Source organism: Kitasatospora sp. NPDC057692 (assembly GCF_042799475.1).
Classification (GTDB): Bacteria; Actinomycetota; Actinomycetes; order Streptomycetales; family Streptomycetaceae; genus Kitasatospora.
In genome coordinates, this window is the sequence record NZ_JBHVIV010000060.1 from 41,358 (window position 1) to 57,367 (window position 16,010).

The 16,010-nt window shown below is 75.4% G+C and carries 11 protein-coding genes; 5 read left to right on the forward strand and 6 right to left on the reverse strand.

What is annotated here, in order from left to right:
• Positions 1–199 precede the first annotated feature (199 nt).
• Both ACFVFS_RS28415 and ACFVFS_RS28420 read left to right on the forward strand, forming a co-directional pair.
• Positions 200–1,537 carry a sensor domain-containing protein gene (locus ACFVFS_RS28415; protein ID WP_380627562.1) on the forward strand — a complete coding sequence of 446 codons (1,338 nt, stop codon included), beginning with the start codon at positions 200–202 and terminating at the stop codon, positions 1,535–1,537.
• 89 nt (positions 1,538–1,626) lie between these two features.
• Entirely contained in the window at positions 1,627–2,271 is a 645-nt protein-coding gene (locus tag ACFVFS_RS28420) for a response regulator (RefSeq protein ID WP_380627573.1), read from the forward strand.
• A 6-nt stretch (positions 2,272–2,277) separates the two neighbouring features.
• On the opposite strand, the gene ACFVFS_RS28425 is transcribed toward ACFVFS_RS28420, so the two are convergent.
• Entirely contained in the window at positions 2,278–3,027 is a 750-nt protein-coding gene (locus ACFVFS_RS28425; RefSeq protein WP_380627563.1) for a hypothetical protein, read from the reverse strand.
• 401 nt (positions 3,028–3,428) lie between these two features.
• Here ACFVFS_RS28425 and ACFVFS_RS28430 point away from each other — a divergent pair, with 401 nt between their 5' ends.
• On the forward strand, positions 3,429–4,865 hold the full coding sequence (locus ACFVFS_RS28430) for an aminopeptidase P family protein (RefSeq protein WP_380627564.1): 1,437 nt from the start codon (positions 3,429–3,431) through the stop codon (positions 4,863–4,865).
• 338 nt (positions 4,866–5,203) lie between these two features.
• Here the strand turns inward: ACFVFS_RS28430 and ACFVFS_RS28435 are convergent, their stop codons facing one another.
• Together ACFVFS_RS28435 and ACFVFS_RS28440 are read right to left on the reverse strand one after the other, a co-directional pair.
• Entirely contained in the window at positions 5,204–6,046 is an 843-nt protein-coding gene (locus tag ACFVFS_RS28435) for an alpha/beta fold hydrolase (RefSeq protein WP_380627565.1), read from the reverse strand.
• Between the two features lie 4 nt (positions 6,047–6,050).
• On the reverse strand, positions 6,051–6,692 hold the full coding sequence (locus ACFVFS_RS28440) for a dihydrofolate reductase family protein (RefSeq protein WP_380627566.1): 642 nt from the start codon (positions 6,690–6,692) through the stop codon (positions 6,051–6,053).
• A 171-nt stretch (positions 6,693–6,863) separates the two neighbouring features.
• Here ACFVFS_RS28440 and ACFVFS_RS28445 point away from each other — a divergent pair, with 171 nt between their 5' ends.
• On the forward strand, positions 6,864–10,319 hold the full coding sequence (locus ACFVFS_RS28445; RefSeq protein WP_380627567.1) for a hypothetical protein: 3,456 nt from the start codon (positions 6,864–6,866) through the stop codon (positions 10,317–10,319).
• Between the two features lie 127 nt (positions 10,320–10,446).
• On the opposite strand, the gene ACFVFS_RS28450 is transcribed toward ACFVFS_RS28445, so the two are convergent.
• The 3 genes from ACFVFS_RS28450 to ACFVFS_RS28460 form a co-directional block, all read right to left on the reverse strand.
• Positions 10,447–11,961: a M1 family metallopeptidase gene (locus tag ACFVFS_RS28450; protein ID WP_380627568.1), complete on the reverse strand. Its 1,515-nt coding sequence runs from the start codon at positions 11,959–11,961 to the stop codon at positions 10,447–10,449.
• 236 nt (positions 11,962–12,197) lie between these two features.
• Entirely contained in the window at positions 12,198–13,169 is a 972-nt protein-coding gene (locus ACFVFS_RS28455) for a Gfo/Idh/MocA family protein (protein ID WP_380627569.1), read from the reverse strand.
• Positions 13,170–13,226: 57 nt separating this feature from the next.
• Positions 13,227–14,423, reverse strand: coding sequence for a zinc-binding dehydrogenase (locus tag ACFVFS_RS28460; protein ID WP_380627570.1), 1,197 nt, complete (start codon positions 14,421–14,423; stop codon positions 13,227–13,229).
• Between the two features lie 732 nt (positions 14,424–15,155).
• On the opposite strand from ACFVFS_RS28460, the gene deoC reads away from it, so the two are divergent.
• Positions 15,156–15,854 carry a deoxyribose-phosphate aldolase gene (deoC, locus tag ACFVFS_RS28465; protein WP_380627571.1) on the forward strand — a complete coding sequence of 233 codons (699 nt, stop codon included), beginning with the start codon at positions 15,156–15,158 and terminating at the stop codon, positions 15,852–15,854.
• The last annotated feature ends 156 nt before the right edge of the window (positions 15,855–16,010 follow it).

Genomic DNA, 16,010 nt, shown 5'->3' on the forward strand with positions numbered 1-16,010 from the left:
GCACCGACGGCTTGCGCGAGGGGACGGCCGCCGCCGCGAAGGCAGGCGCGACGGCGGCGATCGCCTGGTGCGGGGTGGTGTGAACCCACGGCACCACCGGGCCCGTCCCGGCGATCCCGGCGGCACACCGCGGCCGCCGGGATCGCGAACGGCGGCGCGAGCGGCGGGGCTTGGGCCGGAGCGCCACTATGCTGGGGGAATGGTCGAGTCGTTGCCCGTCGCGGTCGCGAGTCGGTGGCGGCTGAGCGTCGGGTTCGTCGTGCGGGTCGGGCGCCGTACGCTCGTGGAATCGCTGTACCTCCTCACCGCTCCGCTGAGCGCCGTCCTCGGCCTGCTCCTGGTGGTCGGCGGTCTGTGCGTCGCCACGGTCGGTTCGCTGCTGCCGGGCGGATCGCCCGTCACGGCCCGGGCGCTGGCGCTGGCCCGGTGGCCCGGCGACGTGGAGTGGTGGCGGATCGGCAAGGTGCCCTCCCGGGCGGGCGGGGCGGCGGGCGCCGGTTGGCGCCCGAGGCCCAAGGAGACGGCCGACGCGGCCGACCCCGGGCTCTGGCTCGACCTGGCGCACGCGGTGATGGTGCTGCCCGTCGTCCTGGCCACCTCGGCGGTGACGGGGCTGTGGTGGTTCACGGGCGTCGCCACCGCCACGTACCCGCTGCGCAACCAGGTTCCGCCCGGGTCGCTGCGGCCCATGACCCTGTACGCGGGCAGCGACCAGTCCCACATCGCCGTGAGCCTGGGGCTGACGGCGCCGACCGAGCGGCTGGTCTTCGCGATCACGCTCGCCGTGCTGCTGCTGTCCACCCTGCCGCTGGTGACCCGGGTGTGCGTCGCGGCCCAGGCCGGTCTCGGCAGGGCGCTGCTGTCCGACGTGTCCGCGCTGCACCGCAGGATCCGCGGGCTGGAGCAGGAGCGCGACACCGCCCGGGCGCAGGCCGTCGCGGCGGTGACGGCCGAGGCCGCCGCTCTGCGCCGGCTGGAACGCGACATCCACGACGGCCCCCAGCAGCAGCTGGTCCGGCTGGCGATGGAACTGGGCCGCGCGCAGCACCACTTCGACCGCGATCCGGAACTCGTCCGGACCGCGCTCGCCGACGCCGTCGTCCAGACCCAGCAGGCGCTGGACGAGCTGCGGGCCCTGTCCCGGGGCATCGCGCCGCCGATCCTCACCGACCGGGGGCTCCGGGAGGCGCTCGCCGCCCTGGGCGCGCGCTGCGTCGTCCCGGTCGAGCTCGACGCCGGTCCCGTCGGCCGGGGGCTGGACGCCGCCGTCGAGACGGCCGCGTACTTCGTGGTCGCCGAGGCGCTGACGAACGTCGCCAAGCACAGCCGCGCCCGCCGGTGCACGGTCGGCGTGCGCCACGCCGACCGGGTGCTGCGGGTCTGGGTCACGGACGACGGGGTGGGCGGCGCCGCGCTGGCCAAGGGGCACGGCCTGCAGGGCCTGGCCGACCGGGTGCAGGCGGTCGGCGGCCGCCTGCGGGTCGGCAGTCCCGAGAACGGTCCGACCACGATCACCGCGGAGCTGCCATGTCCTTGATGCCGGACCGGACGGTGTCCTCGGCGCCGTCCTCGGCACCGTCCGAAGCGCTGCGGGGAGCACCGGCGGCTCCCGCGGCCCGGGGGCCGCTGCGGATCGTCGTCGCCGATGACGCCGTGCTGCTGCGCGAGGGCCTGGTCCGCCTGCTCGTCGAGGACGGTCACGAGGTGGTGGCGGCCGTGGGTGACGGCCCCGCCCTGGTCGAGGCGGTGTGCGAGCACCGCCCGGACGTGTCGATCGTCGACGTGCGGATGCCGCCGACGCACACGGACGAGGGCCTGCGGGCGGCGGTCACCGCCCGCGGACGGGTGCCCGGTTCCCCGGTGCTGGTGCTCAGCCAGTACGTCGAGGTGTCGTACGCCACCGACCTGCTCGCGGACGGTTCCGGCGCCGTGGGCTATCTGTTGAAGGACCGGGTCGCCCGGGTCGAGGAGTTCCTGGACGCCCTCGACCGGGTCGCCCGCGGCGCGACGGTGCTCGATCCGCAGGTCGTCGCCCAGCTGCTGGCCGGGCAGCGGCGGGGCGACCCGCTGGGCGTGCTGACCGCGCGTGAACGGCAACTGCTGGGGCTGATGGCCGAGGGCCACTCCAACTCGGCCATCGCCCGGCGGCTGGTGCTCTCCAACAGCGGGGTGGAGAAGCACATCGGCAACGTCTTCGCGAAGCTCGGCCTGCCACCCGACGACGCCCGTCATCGCCGGGTGCTCGCGGTCCTCGCCTACCTCAGTTCCTGACGCCCGTCACCAGCCGCCCCGGAAGAAGTCGAGCAGCGCCGGCGCCGCGTCGGCCGCCGTGGACGCGTTCGCCGCGCCGAGGACGAGGAAGCCCAGTGACAGCAGGGCCCACAGGAGAGCGAGCGACCTGACCACCCGTCCGGCCCCCCGGTCGGACGCCGCGGTCCGGGTGCCCCGCCGCCACGACAGCACGCTCAGGGCGATCAGGGCGACCGCCACCGTCGGGGCGGCCACGGCTATCACCAGGTGGTACAGGGAGAAGTCGTCGACCATCACCGCGACGGCGGGCGGGGTCCGGTCACCGGCGTCCGGAGAGTCCGCCAGCTGCCGCCTGACCTGGTCGAGCGTGTCGGCGAGCGCTCCGTGCGGCGGGTGCATCGGCAGCATCGACAGCAGGGAGGAGAGCGGGGCCACCGCGCCCTGGACGTTGGCCAGGACCGCCGCCAGCGAGGCCAGCCCGAGCGCGGTGACGGCGGTTCCGGCTGCCGCGAGGGCCGCCGCGCGTCCCGCTCCGAGTCCCCGGTCCCGCCCGCGGGCCCGTACGAAGGCCCTCCACAGCAGCACGCCGAGCGCGATCAGCACGGCCAGCAGGGCCGCGGCGATCGAGGCCTTCACCAGGTGGTAGTCGCGCCAGTAGCCGACGACCCGCTCCAGGTCCGGGGAGAGCTTCCGGTCGCCGGAGTTCCAGTAGCCGACGAACGCGGTGGAGAGCCCGTCGATGAGGTGGCGCTGGTCGTCGAAACCCCTGCCGGACATGCGCGCCGCCAACGGGGCGGGGGCGAGGACGAAGGCCGGGACGAGGCCCGCGGCAAGGGCGAGGAGCGCGGCGGGTGCGCGACCGGGGGCACCCGCGGATCGGGATCGCCCGTGCGTTCCGGTGGGTCGTGAGGTTGTTCTCATGGGGATGACCATGTCGCGCCGGCGCCCACCCGGTCACTGCGGTCCGCCCTGCACTTGGGGTGTGGCCTGCCACACCCCGAGCGGGTGGCGGGCCGCTCCGCTCCGCGCCACGCCACTCCACTCCGTGCCGTCCACGGGAACGGTTCGGTCCCTTCTCTTCGGACCCTGTTCGATATACGGTGCAAAACGCTTGTTACGTACCGGCAGATCGGCGCGACGCTGCGCCGCATCTCCCCACCCTCCCTGGAGAGTCCGCAGTGACCGAGCCCACCGAGCCCATCAAGTACCGGAAGAACGGTCTGACCCGCGGGGTGACCGAGGAACTCGCCGAGAACATGAAGCAGGGCTGGGCCGACACCGAGCGCCACGGCCTGGAGCCGATAGCGCAGGCCCCGTACGCCGAGCGCCGCCGCGCCGCACTGTCCGCCGCCTTCCCGGGCGAGCTGCTGGTGGTCCCGGCCGGCAATCCGAAGGTGCGGGCCAACGACACCGACTACCCCTTCCGCCCGTCCTCCGACTACGCCTACCTGACCGGCGACCACAGCCAGGACGGCGTGCTGGTGCTGGAGCCCACCGGGGAGAGCGGCCACCGGGCCGTGCTCTACCTGCGGGGCCGCTCCCGGACCGACAACGGTGAGTTCTGGCTGGACGGACACGGCGAGCTGTGGGACGGCCGCCGCGACAGCCTGGCCGAGAGCGGGCAGCTGCTCGGCCTGGCCTGCCGGGACGTGCGCACCGTCCACGCCGACCTCGCCGCGGCCGACGGCCCGGTCCGGGTGCTGCGCGGCCACGACGCCGGCGTGGAGAAGGCCCTGCGGGACAAGGGAACGGCCGGGCGGGACACGGAGTTCGAGGCCGTCCTGTCCGGGCTGCGCCTGGTCAAGGACGCGTGGGAGATCGCCGAGCTGCGCTTCGCCTGCGCGGCGACCGCCCGGGGCTTCGAGGACGTGGTGCGCGTCCTCGCCACCGACGCCGAGACCTCCGAGCGGCTGATCGAGGGCACCTTCTTCCTCCGGGCCCGGATCGAGGGCAACGACGTCGGCTACAGCACCATCGCCGCGGCCGGCCCGCACGCCACCACCCTGCACTGGGTCCGCAACACCGGCCGGGCCCGCCCGGGCGACCTGCTGCTGCTGGACGCGGGGGTGGAGACCAACCAGCTGTACACCGCCGACGTGACCCGCACCCTGCCGGTCTCCGGCCGCTTCACCGACATCCAGCGGAAGGTCTACGACGCCGTCTACGCCGCCCAGGAGGCGGGCATCGCGGCGGTGCGGCCCGGTGCGGACTTCCGCGACTTCCACCGCGCCGCCCAGCGCGAGCTGGCCGAACACCTCACTTCCTGGGGCCTGTTCGGCGACCTCACCGCCGACAAGGTCTACGAGCTGGGCCTGCACCGCCGCTTCACCCTGGCCGGTACCGGCCACATGCTGGGCCTCGACGTCCACGACTGCGCCCACTCCCGCGTCGAGGAGCACGTCGACGGCCCGCTGAAGGCGGGCATGGTCCTCACGGTGGAGCCGGGCATCTACTTCCAGGAGAACGACCTGACGGTGCCGCAGGAGTACCGCGGCATCGGCGTCCGGATCGAGGACGACCTCCTGGTCACCGAGGACGGCAGCGAGAACCTCTCGGCCGACCTCCCCCGCCGCTCCGACGAGGTCGAGGCCTGGCTGGCCGGCCTGCGCGGCTGACACCGGACGGCGGCCGCCCCCCGCCCGGCCGCTGCGGCCCGCACGCACGATCCCCGGCGGGGGGCGGTGCCCCGCCGCCGGGCCCTGCGCTTTCCGCCCCCGGGGGCGGTGGCCGCCTCATGACCGTCGGCGCCTGCCCCGTCGGTCGTGCCACTGGAACATCACGGGGTCCTCGACGCACAGAGCCTCCCACTCGTCCTGGTGGTGGAGGTCGAGGCGCGGGAGGCGGACGCGGCAGGAGGCCTCGTCGAGCCAGTGGAAGCCCGCCTCGGTGAGGCACCGGGGCCGTGCCGCCCGGGCGGCCCGCCGGGCCTGTGCCGCCGTCCGCCGTTCCGGCGTCAGAGCGCGAGCATCGCCTCCGCGACCTCGCCGGCCGCCGCGCCGGGGATCGCGGTGGCGGCCTCGTCGAGGACGAGCAGCCGCGCCCCGGGGATCTCGCGGGCGAGCGCCTCGCCGTTGCCGACCGGGAAGAACGGGTCGCGGCGGCCGTGGACGACGAGCGCGGGGACCGCGATCTCCGGCAGGCGCTCCCGCCAGCGGGGTGCGCAGTCGAGCCTGGAGAACACCATGCCCAGCTGGTTGGCGAGTTGGACCGGGGGAGCGGTGCCGGGCGTGCGGTCCCAGACGCGCCCGGCGGTCGCGTACGCGGCGGCGGGGTCGTCGCCGCAGATCTCCGCACCGGCGGCGGCGAACGCCGCGACCGCCTCGCGGTCGGCCCAGTCGGGCATCAGGCGCGCGAACAGACGGCCCATCGTCGCCCGGTCGTGGTCGGGGAGGTCGTCGTCGGGCGGGCCGGGGGCGACCGCGCGGGTGCCGACCAGGGTGAGCGCCGAGAACGCCCCCGGGTGGTCGAGCACGGCCCGCTGGGCGACCATCCCGCCGACGCCGATCCCCGCGAGGTGCGCGGGTCCCCCGCCGAGCGCCTCGGCGAGGGCCGCCGCGTCGGCGGCGAGGTCACGCAGGGTGTAGGCGGGCGCCTGCGGATCCGCCGTCGTCGATGCCCCGCTGTCGCGCAGGTCGTAGCGCACCGCGCGGCGCCCGCCGGCGGCGAGCCGCTCGCAGAGCGCGTCGGGCCAGGACAGCAACGTCGGACCGCCCGCGAGCAGGACGAGGGGCGCGCCCTGGGCACCGAAGGACTCGATGCCCAGGGCGATCCCGTTGGCGTTGACCGTGGTCGTCATCGGATCACCGGGCGCCGTCGTGCCCGAGACCGCGGTCGGGTGCGCTCATGTCACCCGTCGCGGGCGTGCCCTCGGCCAGCCCGTAGCGCAGGTAGACGGTGCCCCGCGGATCGGCCGCAGGCGGTTCGAGCAGCGTCAGGTTCGCGGGCACCGCGCCGCCGTCGAACACCTTCTTCCCGACGCCGAGCACGATCGGGTGCACCCAGAGGTCGAGGCGGTCGAAGAGCCGCTCCCGCAGGAGGGTCTGGACCAGGTTCAGGCTTCCGACGACCTTCACGTGCTCGTGCCGGTCCCGGATCGCGCGCACCGCGCCGGCCAGGTCCGGGCCGAGTCGCGTGGACCCGGCCCACGGCAGGTCCGGCGTACCGCGCGAGGCCACGTACTTCGGGACGCGGTTGAACAGCTCGGCGATCTCGCCCTCCTTCTGGTGCGGCCAGTAGGCGGCGAAGATGTCGTACGTACGGCGGCCGAGCAGGAGGGCGTCCGTCCCCTCGTAGGCGGCGCCGATCTGCGCTCCGGTGACCTCGTTCAGCAGGGGCGCCTGCCAGCCGCCGAACGGGAACCCCGCCGGGTCCTCGTCGGGTCCGCCGGGCGACTGCCCGACGAGGTCGAGGGTCGCGAACAGTTCGATGTGGATGAGGCCCATGTCTGTACTCCCGATGAGTTGGTCGTCCCCGTCGAGATGTAGACCTGCCGGGGCCGGAAAACTCATCGCCGCGCCGGTACCCGGTCTTTCCGTACCCGCCGCCCGCCCACCCGGGCCGGGCGGCGGAAAACCAGTGGGACACCCCTGCCGCACCCGGCCACAATGACCCGCATGCCGCACGAAGCCGATCAGCTGCTCGCCGACCTCGATCCGCTCCCGCACCCGGAGCGCCAACGGGTGCTCGCCCGCAGGGCCCGGGAGTTCGCCGCCGACGGCAGGCTCCCGGCGCTGCTGGCCGACCTCGAACGCCGCGGTGTGTACGGCCGGCGGCTGGCCGCGTTCGCCGCGTCGGCCGGTGGCGCCACCGGCCACCTCACCGAGCGGCTGACCGACCCCGACCCGGTGGTCCGCGGGTACGCCCTGCGCGCCGCCCGCACCCGGGGGATCACGGACGAGGCGATCGAGGCGGCGTTCGCCGACGCCTCCAGCACCGTGCGCCGACAGCTGACCCGGGCCGTCCGGTACGGCCGCCGCCACCGGCTCGCCGAGCGGCTGGTGGAAAGCCTGCGCGCCGAATGGGGCGACGCCGAGGCCGCCCGGCTGCTCTCCGCCTGCGAGCCCGCGTTCGTCGGCCGGACCCTGCCCGACCTCGCGCACGCCGCCCCGCTCGCCCGGCTCGCCGCGCGCTTCCCGGACGAGGTCCTGGACCACCTGGAGCGGGTCCTCGCCGAGCACCCCGAGACGCTGCGGCTGGGGCGCCGGCCCGCCCTGGCCGAGGTTCTGAGCGCCACCGTGCGTACCCGCCCCGAACGGGTCCTCGACCTGCTGGAGGGGGTCGGCCCGGACCTCCCGCTGCGCCGCGGCCTGCTGGCGCCGCTGGCCGCCGCGGACGCCGAACGCACCGTCCGCCTGCTCGCCGACCCGCGGCGCGGCGCGGTCGGGCCGTACACCGCACCGCCCGGAGGCGGCACGCTGCGACGGCTGGTGCGCGCCGACCCTCCCTCGCTCCCCGCCCTCGGCCGCCACTGGCTGGCGGCGCCGCGCTGCCTCGCCGCCCTGCTGCGCGCCCTCCCGCCGGGCCGGCGCGACGCCTTCCTCGACCTCGTGTACGACGGAGCCCTCCCGCGGGAGGAGGACCTTCCCCTGCTGCTGCCGCTGTTCCCGCACGCCCGCCGCCACGCCGAGGCCCGGCGGCAGGTCGCCGCACGCCGCGCGGAGGGCAGCCCCTGGGCCCGGACGGCCGCCGCGTCGGCGTACCTGCCCACCGAGGAGGCCCGGCCGGAGCTGCGGGCCGGGCTCTCCCGCCCGGACGCCGGCGACCGGGCCGCGGCGTGGGCGGCTCTGTTCGCCAACGCGGCCGCCTCCGACGACCGGGCCGCCGTCCAGGACGTGCTCGGCCTGCTGCCGCGGCTGCGCAACGAGCAGGACCCGGTGCGCTGCGCGGCGCTGACCGCGCTCGTCCGGGTACCCGCCCGGCTGCTGACCCCGGCCGCGGTGCCCGTCCTGGACGCCGCCGTCGAGGACGCGATCAACGCCCGCGACTGCTCGCACGCCACCCGCGCCGCCCTGCAACGGCTGGTCACCGACGTGCTGCGCGAGCACGCCCTCGCCGGTGGGGCCGAGCTGGTCGAGTGGGCGCTGCGGAGCCTGCGGCGGATCGCCGGGCAGACCGGCACGGTCGAACTCGGCCCACTGGAGCACCGGCTGCGGCGGGGCCACGAACACGCCGTGTTCGCGACCCTGCGGCCGTGGCTGGACACCATGGCCGCCACCGCGGACCACTGGCTCCTGTTCGCCCTGGCCCGTTCGTTCGGCCGACGGGCCCGCGGCATCCCGGACCTCCAGGAACTGCTCCTGCACGCCCTCCGGTCCGGGCCGGACGGCACGTTCGGCACGGCCGCCGCCCTGTGGCTGGACGACCCGCGCACCCGCGGCTCCCGGGTCGCCGAGATCCTGGAGATCGAGCCCTCCGCCGCCGTCCTGCCGCCGGTCCTGAAGGTGCTGGTCGAGCAGCGCACCGACCTGCTCGACCCCCTGCTCGGCCCCGTGCCGCCGTACGGGCGGTTCCTCGAACGGCCGAAGCGGGCGCCCCTGCCGCCCACCCGGTCGGCGAGCCGCTGGACGCCGCGCCAATGGCGGGCCGCCGCCGACCTGGCCGCCGCGGCGGCGAGCGACCCCACCCTGCCGCTGCACGGGCGCGCCGCGGCCGTCCACGCCGCCGCCGCGATCCCGCAGTACGGCGAGGCGGTCGTCCGGGCCCAGCTGGACCCCGTCCCGAAGGGCTCCGCCCCGAAGGACCCTGCCCGACCGGACCCTGCCCGACCGGGCTCGGCCCAGCCGGACTCGGTCCAACCGGACCCGGCCGAGGTGGTGCTCGCCGAGGCGGCGCTCGCCGCGCTGGCCCGGACGGACCGGCCCGCCGACGCGCTGGACGACCTGCTGGCCCACGCGGGCGGCGACCGCGCCCGGGTCGCGGTGTACGCGGCCGCCCGGGCCGCCCGGTCCGCCCCGCCGGGCGAACTCGCCGAGCGGCTCGGCGAGCTGTTGTCCCGGGCGCAGGGCACCAAGGTGACCAGCCGCAAGGAGGCCGTGCGGCTGGCCGCCGAGCACCTGCCCCCGCGGTCCGCCGCCGATCTGCTCGTCGCCGCGTACCGCGCCGAAGGCCAGCACCAGGACGTGCGCGCCGCGGCGGTCGCCTTCGCGGCCGGTCTGCTGGACGCCGAACCGGTCTGGGAGCTGCTCGCCGGGGCCGCCGCGGAGGACTCGCCGGCCGTGCGCCGCGCCGTCCTGCGGGCCGACCCGGCGGGCCTGCCCGAGGCCCACCGGGCCCGCTACGCCCGTCTGGTGGCCTCCGTCGCCGCCGCCCCGGACCGGGAGGTCGCCCGGCTCGCCCTCACCGTGCTTCCGCGATGGGCCGCCTGGGCCCCGCAGAGCGCGGACGTGGCCCGACGGGCCGTCACCGACCTCGCCGACCGCGGAAGCTGGCGCGAGGCCGCGGGCGCCGTCCGCGAGCTCGCCGCCTCCGGACTGCCCCACCCGCTCGGCGGCGCCGCCCCCGGCAGCCTCCTGCACCGCACCCTCGCCGAACTCGCCGCCGCCACGCGGACGGACGACCCGCACGCCGAGGACGACCGGGACCTGCCGGCCCGCCGGAGGCTGGCCCACCTCGCCGACCTCCCGGCCGACGACCACCACCGGCCCCTGCTCGCCGCCGTCGCCGACCTGCTCGCGGCCGAGCCCGACCTCGCGGACCTCAGGTCGGCCGCTCTGCGCCGGCTGGTGGACCCCGGCGCCGGGCCGCAGAAGCTGGCAGAGGCACTCGGCGCGCTCGCCGCATCCCACCGGGACCGGCCTGCGGCGGCCGCGTGCACCGCCCTGGCGCTGCTGCGCGAGCACGCCTCGGGACCGCTGCCGCCGCCCGGGACGCTCGACGCACTGGCGCGCACCGCCCGCCCGGACGGCGACACCGCCGCGGCGGCCGGGCTGTTCGCGACCGCGCTGACCGAGGCGTTCGGCGAGCGCCTCGGCTGGCCCCCGGAGTGGCGCGCCCTCCTGCGCGAGCTGCGCCGCCATCCTTCGCCGGATGTCCGGGACCGCGCCGTGGCAGTCGTCACGCACCGGGAGTGACCCGTCGCCGGGGCCCCGCCGTCCGCCGCCTCACCGAACCGCCGGCGACGAGGGGCGGGTGGCGGCCCGGGCCGGGTCGGCGGTCCCCGTCGCACGCGGGGACCGCCGGTTCCTCACCGGCGTCCCGTCACTTCCAGTCCCTGTGGACGGAGTTGGCGTCCTGGATCTTCCTCCAGGACTTCGGCTCCGCCGGCGGCCGCCCGTCGCCCCGCTCCGCGGCGGCGGCCGCGGTGCCGTTCGGCACCGGTCCGGTGGCGGGCTTGCCGGGGGTGAACAGCCAGGTGGTGAACAGGTCGCCGAGCCGGCGGCCGGAGACCTGCTCCGCGTAGGCCCGGAACTGCGCGATGGTGGCGTTGCCGTAGCGGTGCTCGGTGGGCCAGCCCTTCAGGATCCGGAAGAACGCCTGGTCCCCGACGGTGTTGCGCAGTGCCTGGAGGGCGAGCGCGCCGCGCTGGTAGACCGCGTCGGAGAGCTGGTTCTCCTCGCCCGGGTCGCCCGGCTTGACGCTCCAGAACGGGTCGTCGGCCGGGTAGAGGGCGTAGATGTAGTCGGCCAGCTCCTGCGCGGTGCCCTCGTTCTCGTGCTCGGACCAGAGGAACTGCGCGTACTGGGCGAAGCCCTCGTTCAGCCAGATGTCGCTCCAGCGGGAGAGCGAGACGCTGTCTCCGTACCACTGGTGGGCCAGCTCGTGGACGACGACCGAGGTGTTGGATCCCCGTGCGAACAGCCCGGGTCCGTAGAGGATCCGGGTCTGGGTCTCCAGGCCGCCGCTGCTGCGGATGTTGGGCACGAAGCCGCCGACCGAGCTGAACGGGTACGGGCCGAAGTAGCCGCTCAGCCAGTCCACCAGCTCGCCGGTGCGCTCCACGCTCGCCCGGGCCGCGCCCGCGTTCGCCCCGAGGTCCCTGCTGTAGGCGTTGTAGACCGGCAGCCCGCCGGGCGTGGTGTCGCGGGTGATGTCGAACTTCCCGATCGCCAGGGTCGCCAGATAGGTGGCCTGCGGCTTGTCCTCGCGCCAGTCGTAGCGGGTCCAGCCGGCCCGGGAGGTGGTGCCGGCCAGCACCCCGTTGCTGATCACCTGGGTGCCGTCGGGCACCATCACCGAGACGTCGAAGGTCGCCTTGTCGCTGGGGTGGTCGTTGCTCGGGAACCACCAGGCCGCCGCCACGGGCTCGCCGGCCACCACCGCGCCGTCCGGGGTGCGGCGCCAGGCGGTGTAGCCGCCGTACCGCTCCACGGTCGACGGCACGTCCTTGTAGCGGACCACCACGGTGGCCCGGTCCCCCTTGGCCAGCGGCCGGGCCGGGGTGATCTCCAGCTCCTGGTCGCCGCTGGTGGCGAAGGCGGCGGGCCGCCCGTTGACCCGGACCTCGGAGACCTTCAGCGCGAAGTCGAGGTTGAACCGGGAGAGGTCCTGGGTGGCCGTGGCCAGGATGGTCGCGGTGCCCTCCAACTCGTCGGTGGCGGGCTGGTACTTCAGCCGGACGTCGTAGTGCGAGACGCGGTACCCGCCGTTGCCGAAGGTGGGGTAGTACGGGTCCCCCAGGCCGTCCGCCCCCGGCCGGAAGCCGGAGGCCGAGGCGGGCACGGCCAGGAACAGGCTCAGGGCACCGGCAGCGGAAACGATCAATCTCTTGCGCACATGGTCCTCCGGGATCACAGGAACGACAGGTTCTGATCGATCCTTGTCCCGTCAACTCCCGCTCTACTCCCCGACGGTGAGAACGTGATGAAGGTCGACCCCACGGGGTTCTGCCGACTCCCCGCCGATCCCGGACCGGAGATGACCGTCCGCGCAGGAGGCCTCGCCCCCGTCAGGAGGCGAGGCCCGGTGTCGGCAGGGGCAGGACCGGCCGCCCACCTGCGCGGGGGACTCCGCTAGACGTCGTCCGCCTGGTCGGGTCCTGCGAGGGAGTGGTTCCTGACGGCGTCGATGGTCGAGGCGATGAGTCGGGACTGCTCCAGGGGGACGAGGTAGCCGGGGCGTCCCGTGGCGGCCTTCTCGACGGCCTGGACCATGAAGCGGTACGGATCGAGGGCGGGGTAGCTGCGCGGCGCCCGGCCGGCGCCGGTCAGCAGGGCGGGGGCGGCCGCCGCGCAGAAGGCCGGTGCCGACAGCCGAAGCGTGCCGGCCGTCCCGGTGACCGTGAACTCCTCGGCGCGCGAGCCGTTGAGCGAGCAGTGGATCTCGGCGACGCCGTTTCCGGGGAACTCCAGCAGGCACGCCGACTCGCGGTCGGCCGAACCGATGTCCCAGCGGTCCTGCTTCGCCCACACCACCTTGGGGTCCCGCCAGCCGAAGGCGGCCAGGGCGGCGGACACGGCGTAGTAGCCGACGTCGAGGAGGGCGCCGCCGCCCAGCGCGGGGTCGCGGCGGTAGTTCTCCGGGGACGGCGCCAGGCCGTCGAACCGCGCCGAGACGCTGGTCACGGTACCGATCGAGCCGTCCTCGATCATGGACTCCAGGTCGCGGGTCCGCGGGTGCCAGCGGTTCCAGGCGGCCTCGACGAGCAGGCGGCCCGTGTCGGCGGCGGCGCGGACCATGGTGTCGACCTCGCCGGCGGACAGCCCCAGGGGCTTCTCGCAGACGACGTGCTTGCCGGCCCGCAGGGCCGCCTCGGTCCAGCGGCAGTGGACGCTGTTGTGGAGGGCGATGTAGACGACGTCCACGTCGGGGTCCTGGAGCAGGGCGTCGTAGGAGGAGTGGGCCCTGAGCGGGGCGAGCGCGCGGGCCCGTTCGGGGCTGGTGGACGCCACGGAGTGCAGGGTGGCGCTGCCGTCCGCGTGCACCGCCGGTGCGAGGCTGGAGCGGGCGATCGAGCCCGCGCCGAGGAAACCCCAGTTCGTCATGTCGGCTCCTTCGTCCTCGGCCGTTCGGCGGCGGTCGCAGCCGCCGGACCTGCCGGATCAGCTGCGGCGGTCCAGGGGCGTCCGGGAGCCGGCCGCCCCGTTCGGCCGCCCGTTCCCGGCCGTCGCCCGGTCGGGGGAGATCGGCAGGCCGATGGTCTCCAACCGCCCCTCCCGGCACTGCCGCAGGACCTCGGGAGCGAGCATGGACGTCTTCATGGACGGGCCCGCGCCGTAGTCCAGGAACACCCGCTGCACGTCGCCCGCGTCGCTCAGGGCGACCCGGTCGGTGATCAGCGGCCGGGCGTCCACGAGACCGGTCCTGAGCATGCGCAGCGCGACGTTCATGACGTGCGCGGACCGGGACATCGGGAACAGGCGAACGTCGAACGGGGTGGAGCGCAGCTGCAGGCCCTTGGCGAGGATCAGCCAGGTGCTGATGCGCTGCGGGACGGAGGTCGCGCCGAAGATGACGTACGTCCCGCCGGGCCGGAGCAGCCCCATGGCCAGCTCGCGGATGTCCTTGCCGGTCGTCGTCTCGGCGGAGTCGATGTGCGGCAGCGCGTCGAAGACGTAGTCCGCGTACTGGTCGTGGTGCTCGCGGACGAACGCCTCCAGCTCGGCCGCCTGGGAGTCGGTGTTGAAGGCGGACGACGCCCCGTGGGCGAGGGCGGTGGCCAGCCGCGGGTCGCTGCGGTCCAGCACCGTCACCGAACCGGCCCCCAGGTAGGCGTTCAGGACCTGGACGGCCAGCAGCGCGCTCGGGCCGCAGCCGAGGACCACGCAGACGTCACCGGGACGGCAGGGGTTGAGCAGGACGGAGCGGAGCACGGAGGTGAGGGGCTCGACCACGGAGGCGAGGTCGGTGGGAACGTCGGCGGGTACCGCGACGACCGCGGCCTGGGCGGCGTCGTAGAAGTTGCGCTCGGTGTACCAGGCGGTCTCGATGTCGGGCCGGCCTGCGAAGAGCGGCCGGAGCAGGCGGTACTCGGCCATGCCGTCGAAGTCGGTCTGCCCCCAGTAGGCGATGCGCTCACCGGTCCTCACGTCGCCCGCGAGCCGGCGCCCGACGTCGACGACCCGGCCGACGTACTCGTGGCCCGGAACGATGGGCCACGCCTCGGGAGTGATGTGGCCGCGGAAGTACGAGACGTCCGTGGAGCAGATCGAGACGGCCTCGGTGCGCAGCACGATCTCGTCCGGCCCGCACACCGGGTCGGGTACGGCGGTGTGGGCGAGTTCGCCAGGCGCGTTCATCTGATAGGCGTACACGGGAGCCCTCCAAACGGTCTTGGGGCCGTCCTGTCGGCGGCTCGCACCCATGCCGGTGCCGACCGGGGTCCGGGGCCCGATGCGGCTCATGGGCTGATGGTCGGTGCGGGTGGGATCGTGAGCGGCGAGGTCGGGACCGGGGCGGGCCTCGGCCGGGACGCCGGGTTCACCGGGACGCGCGGTTCACCGGGAGGAGCCGGCCGGGGTGCCTTCGCGGGGGCGGCGCTGATCGGGCGCCGCGACGGAGTTGCCCGTGGACGGCCGGTGCGGCCTTCGACGCGTGAGTCGCGGCCCGGACCGGTGCACGGCTGCCGGTGGCCGAGTGCGGTGACTCCTGGGAATCGGCAATCGCTGCCGATACTCCCGGCCGGGCGGGCGGAGGGCGCGCCGGACCGTCCGAACGGGTGAATTCTCGGGGAGGCGGTTTCACCCGAGGACGCCCGAAGCCGCAGGTGGGCGGCGACCGCGAGGCCGGCCCGGCCGGGCGGGGCCGCGCGGGATCGCACGGCTCGGCGGACCACGGTCGGGCCGGTGCCGGGGCCGGATCATGCCCGCTGGTCGCAGCCGCCGGCACTTGTTACGTTGGAAACGAGGTGCTATCGATCGGGGCCCGCGGCCTGCCGACCTCTCCGAGGCGTCTCACGGCGCGACCGGGCCGATCGGGCCGCGCGCCGCCGCCCGACGAATATCCGCTGCGCACACATCCGGGACAGTCCTGTGGACCACACCGATGTCGACGTTCCCCACGTCGCGAAGATGATCGATCACTCGCTGCTGCGGCCCGAGCTGACCACGAACGATCTGCTCGAAGGCTGCGCACTCGCCGCCCGCTACGACGTGGCCTCGGTCTGCGTGAAGCCGGTCGACGTGGCCAGGGCCGCCAAGGAGCTCACCGGTACCGGAGTCCTCGTCGGCACCGTCGTCGGCTTTCCGCACGGCTCCTCGGTCACCGCCGTCAAGGTGGCCGAAGCCCGAGCGGCGCTGGCGGACGGCGCCCACGAACTCGACATGGTGCTCTGCATCGGACGCCTGCGCGGTGGCGAGGACGAGGCCGTGGGCGACGACATCCACGCCGTCGTCCAGGCCGCCGGGGAGGCCCGGGCCGTTGTGAAGGTGATCTTCGAGAACGCCTATCTCACGGACGACGAGAAGATCCGCGCCTGCCGGCTGAGCGACCGGGCGGGGGCGGACTACGTGAAGACCTCCACCGGCTTCGCACCGTCCGGCGCCACGGTGGCGGACATCCGGCTCATGCGGGCCAACGTGCCGCCCCGGATGAAGGTCAAGGCCGCCGGAGGCGTCCGCACCCTCGACCTCCTGCTGGAGATGGTCGAGGCCGGAGCCACCCGCTTCGGCGCCACCGCCACGGCGGCCATCCTGGACGACCTGGCCGCCCGCCGCGCCGCCGGGGCCTGACCGTCTGACCGGCCGGGCTCGACCCCGAGCCGGAGGCGGCACGGAGGACGGCACCCCGCACGCCGACCCGGGCGACGGCCCCCGGGCCGAGCCCAGGCCCCCGGGCCGGCCCGCCCCCCCCCCCCCCCCCCCGAACCCCCCCCGGGCCGGGGCGAG

Excerpts from the sequence above, each read along its gene's own strand:
- ACFVFS_RS28435 (WP_380627565.1), bottom strand. The coding sequence starts at position 6,046 with ATGACGACCACGGTCAACGCCAACGGGATCGCCCTGGGCATCGAGTCC.
- ACFVFS_RS28425 (WP_380627563.1), bottom strand. The coding sequence starts at position 3,027 with ATGTCCGGCAGGGGTTTCGACGACCAGCGCCACCTCATCGACGGGCTC.
- ACFVFS_RS28445 (WP_380627567.1), top strand. The coding sequence starts at position 6,864 with ATGCCGCACGAAGCCGATCAGCTGCTCGCCGACCTCGATCCGCTCCCG.
- ACFVFS_RS28440 (WP_380627566.1), bottom strand. The coding sequence starts at position 6,692 with ATGGGCCTCATCCACATCGAACTGTTCGCGACCCTCGACCTCGTCGGG.
- ACFVFS_RS28415 (WP_380627562.1), top strand. The coding sequence starts at position 200 with ATGGTCGAGTCGTTGCCCGTCGCGGTCGCGAGTCGGTGGCGGCTGAGC.
- ACFVFS_RS28455 (WP_380627569.1), bottom strand. The coding sequence starts at position 13,169 with ATGACGAACTGGGGTTTCCTCGGCGCGGGCTCGATCGCCCGCTCCAGC.
- ACFVFS_RS28460 (WP_380627570.1), bottom strand. The coding sequence starts at position 14,423 with ATGAACGCGCCTGGCGAACTCGCCCACACCGCCGTACCCGACCCGGTG.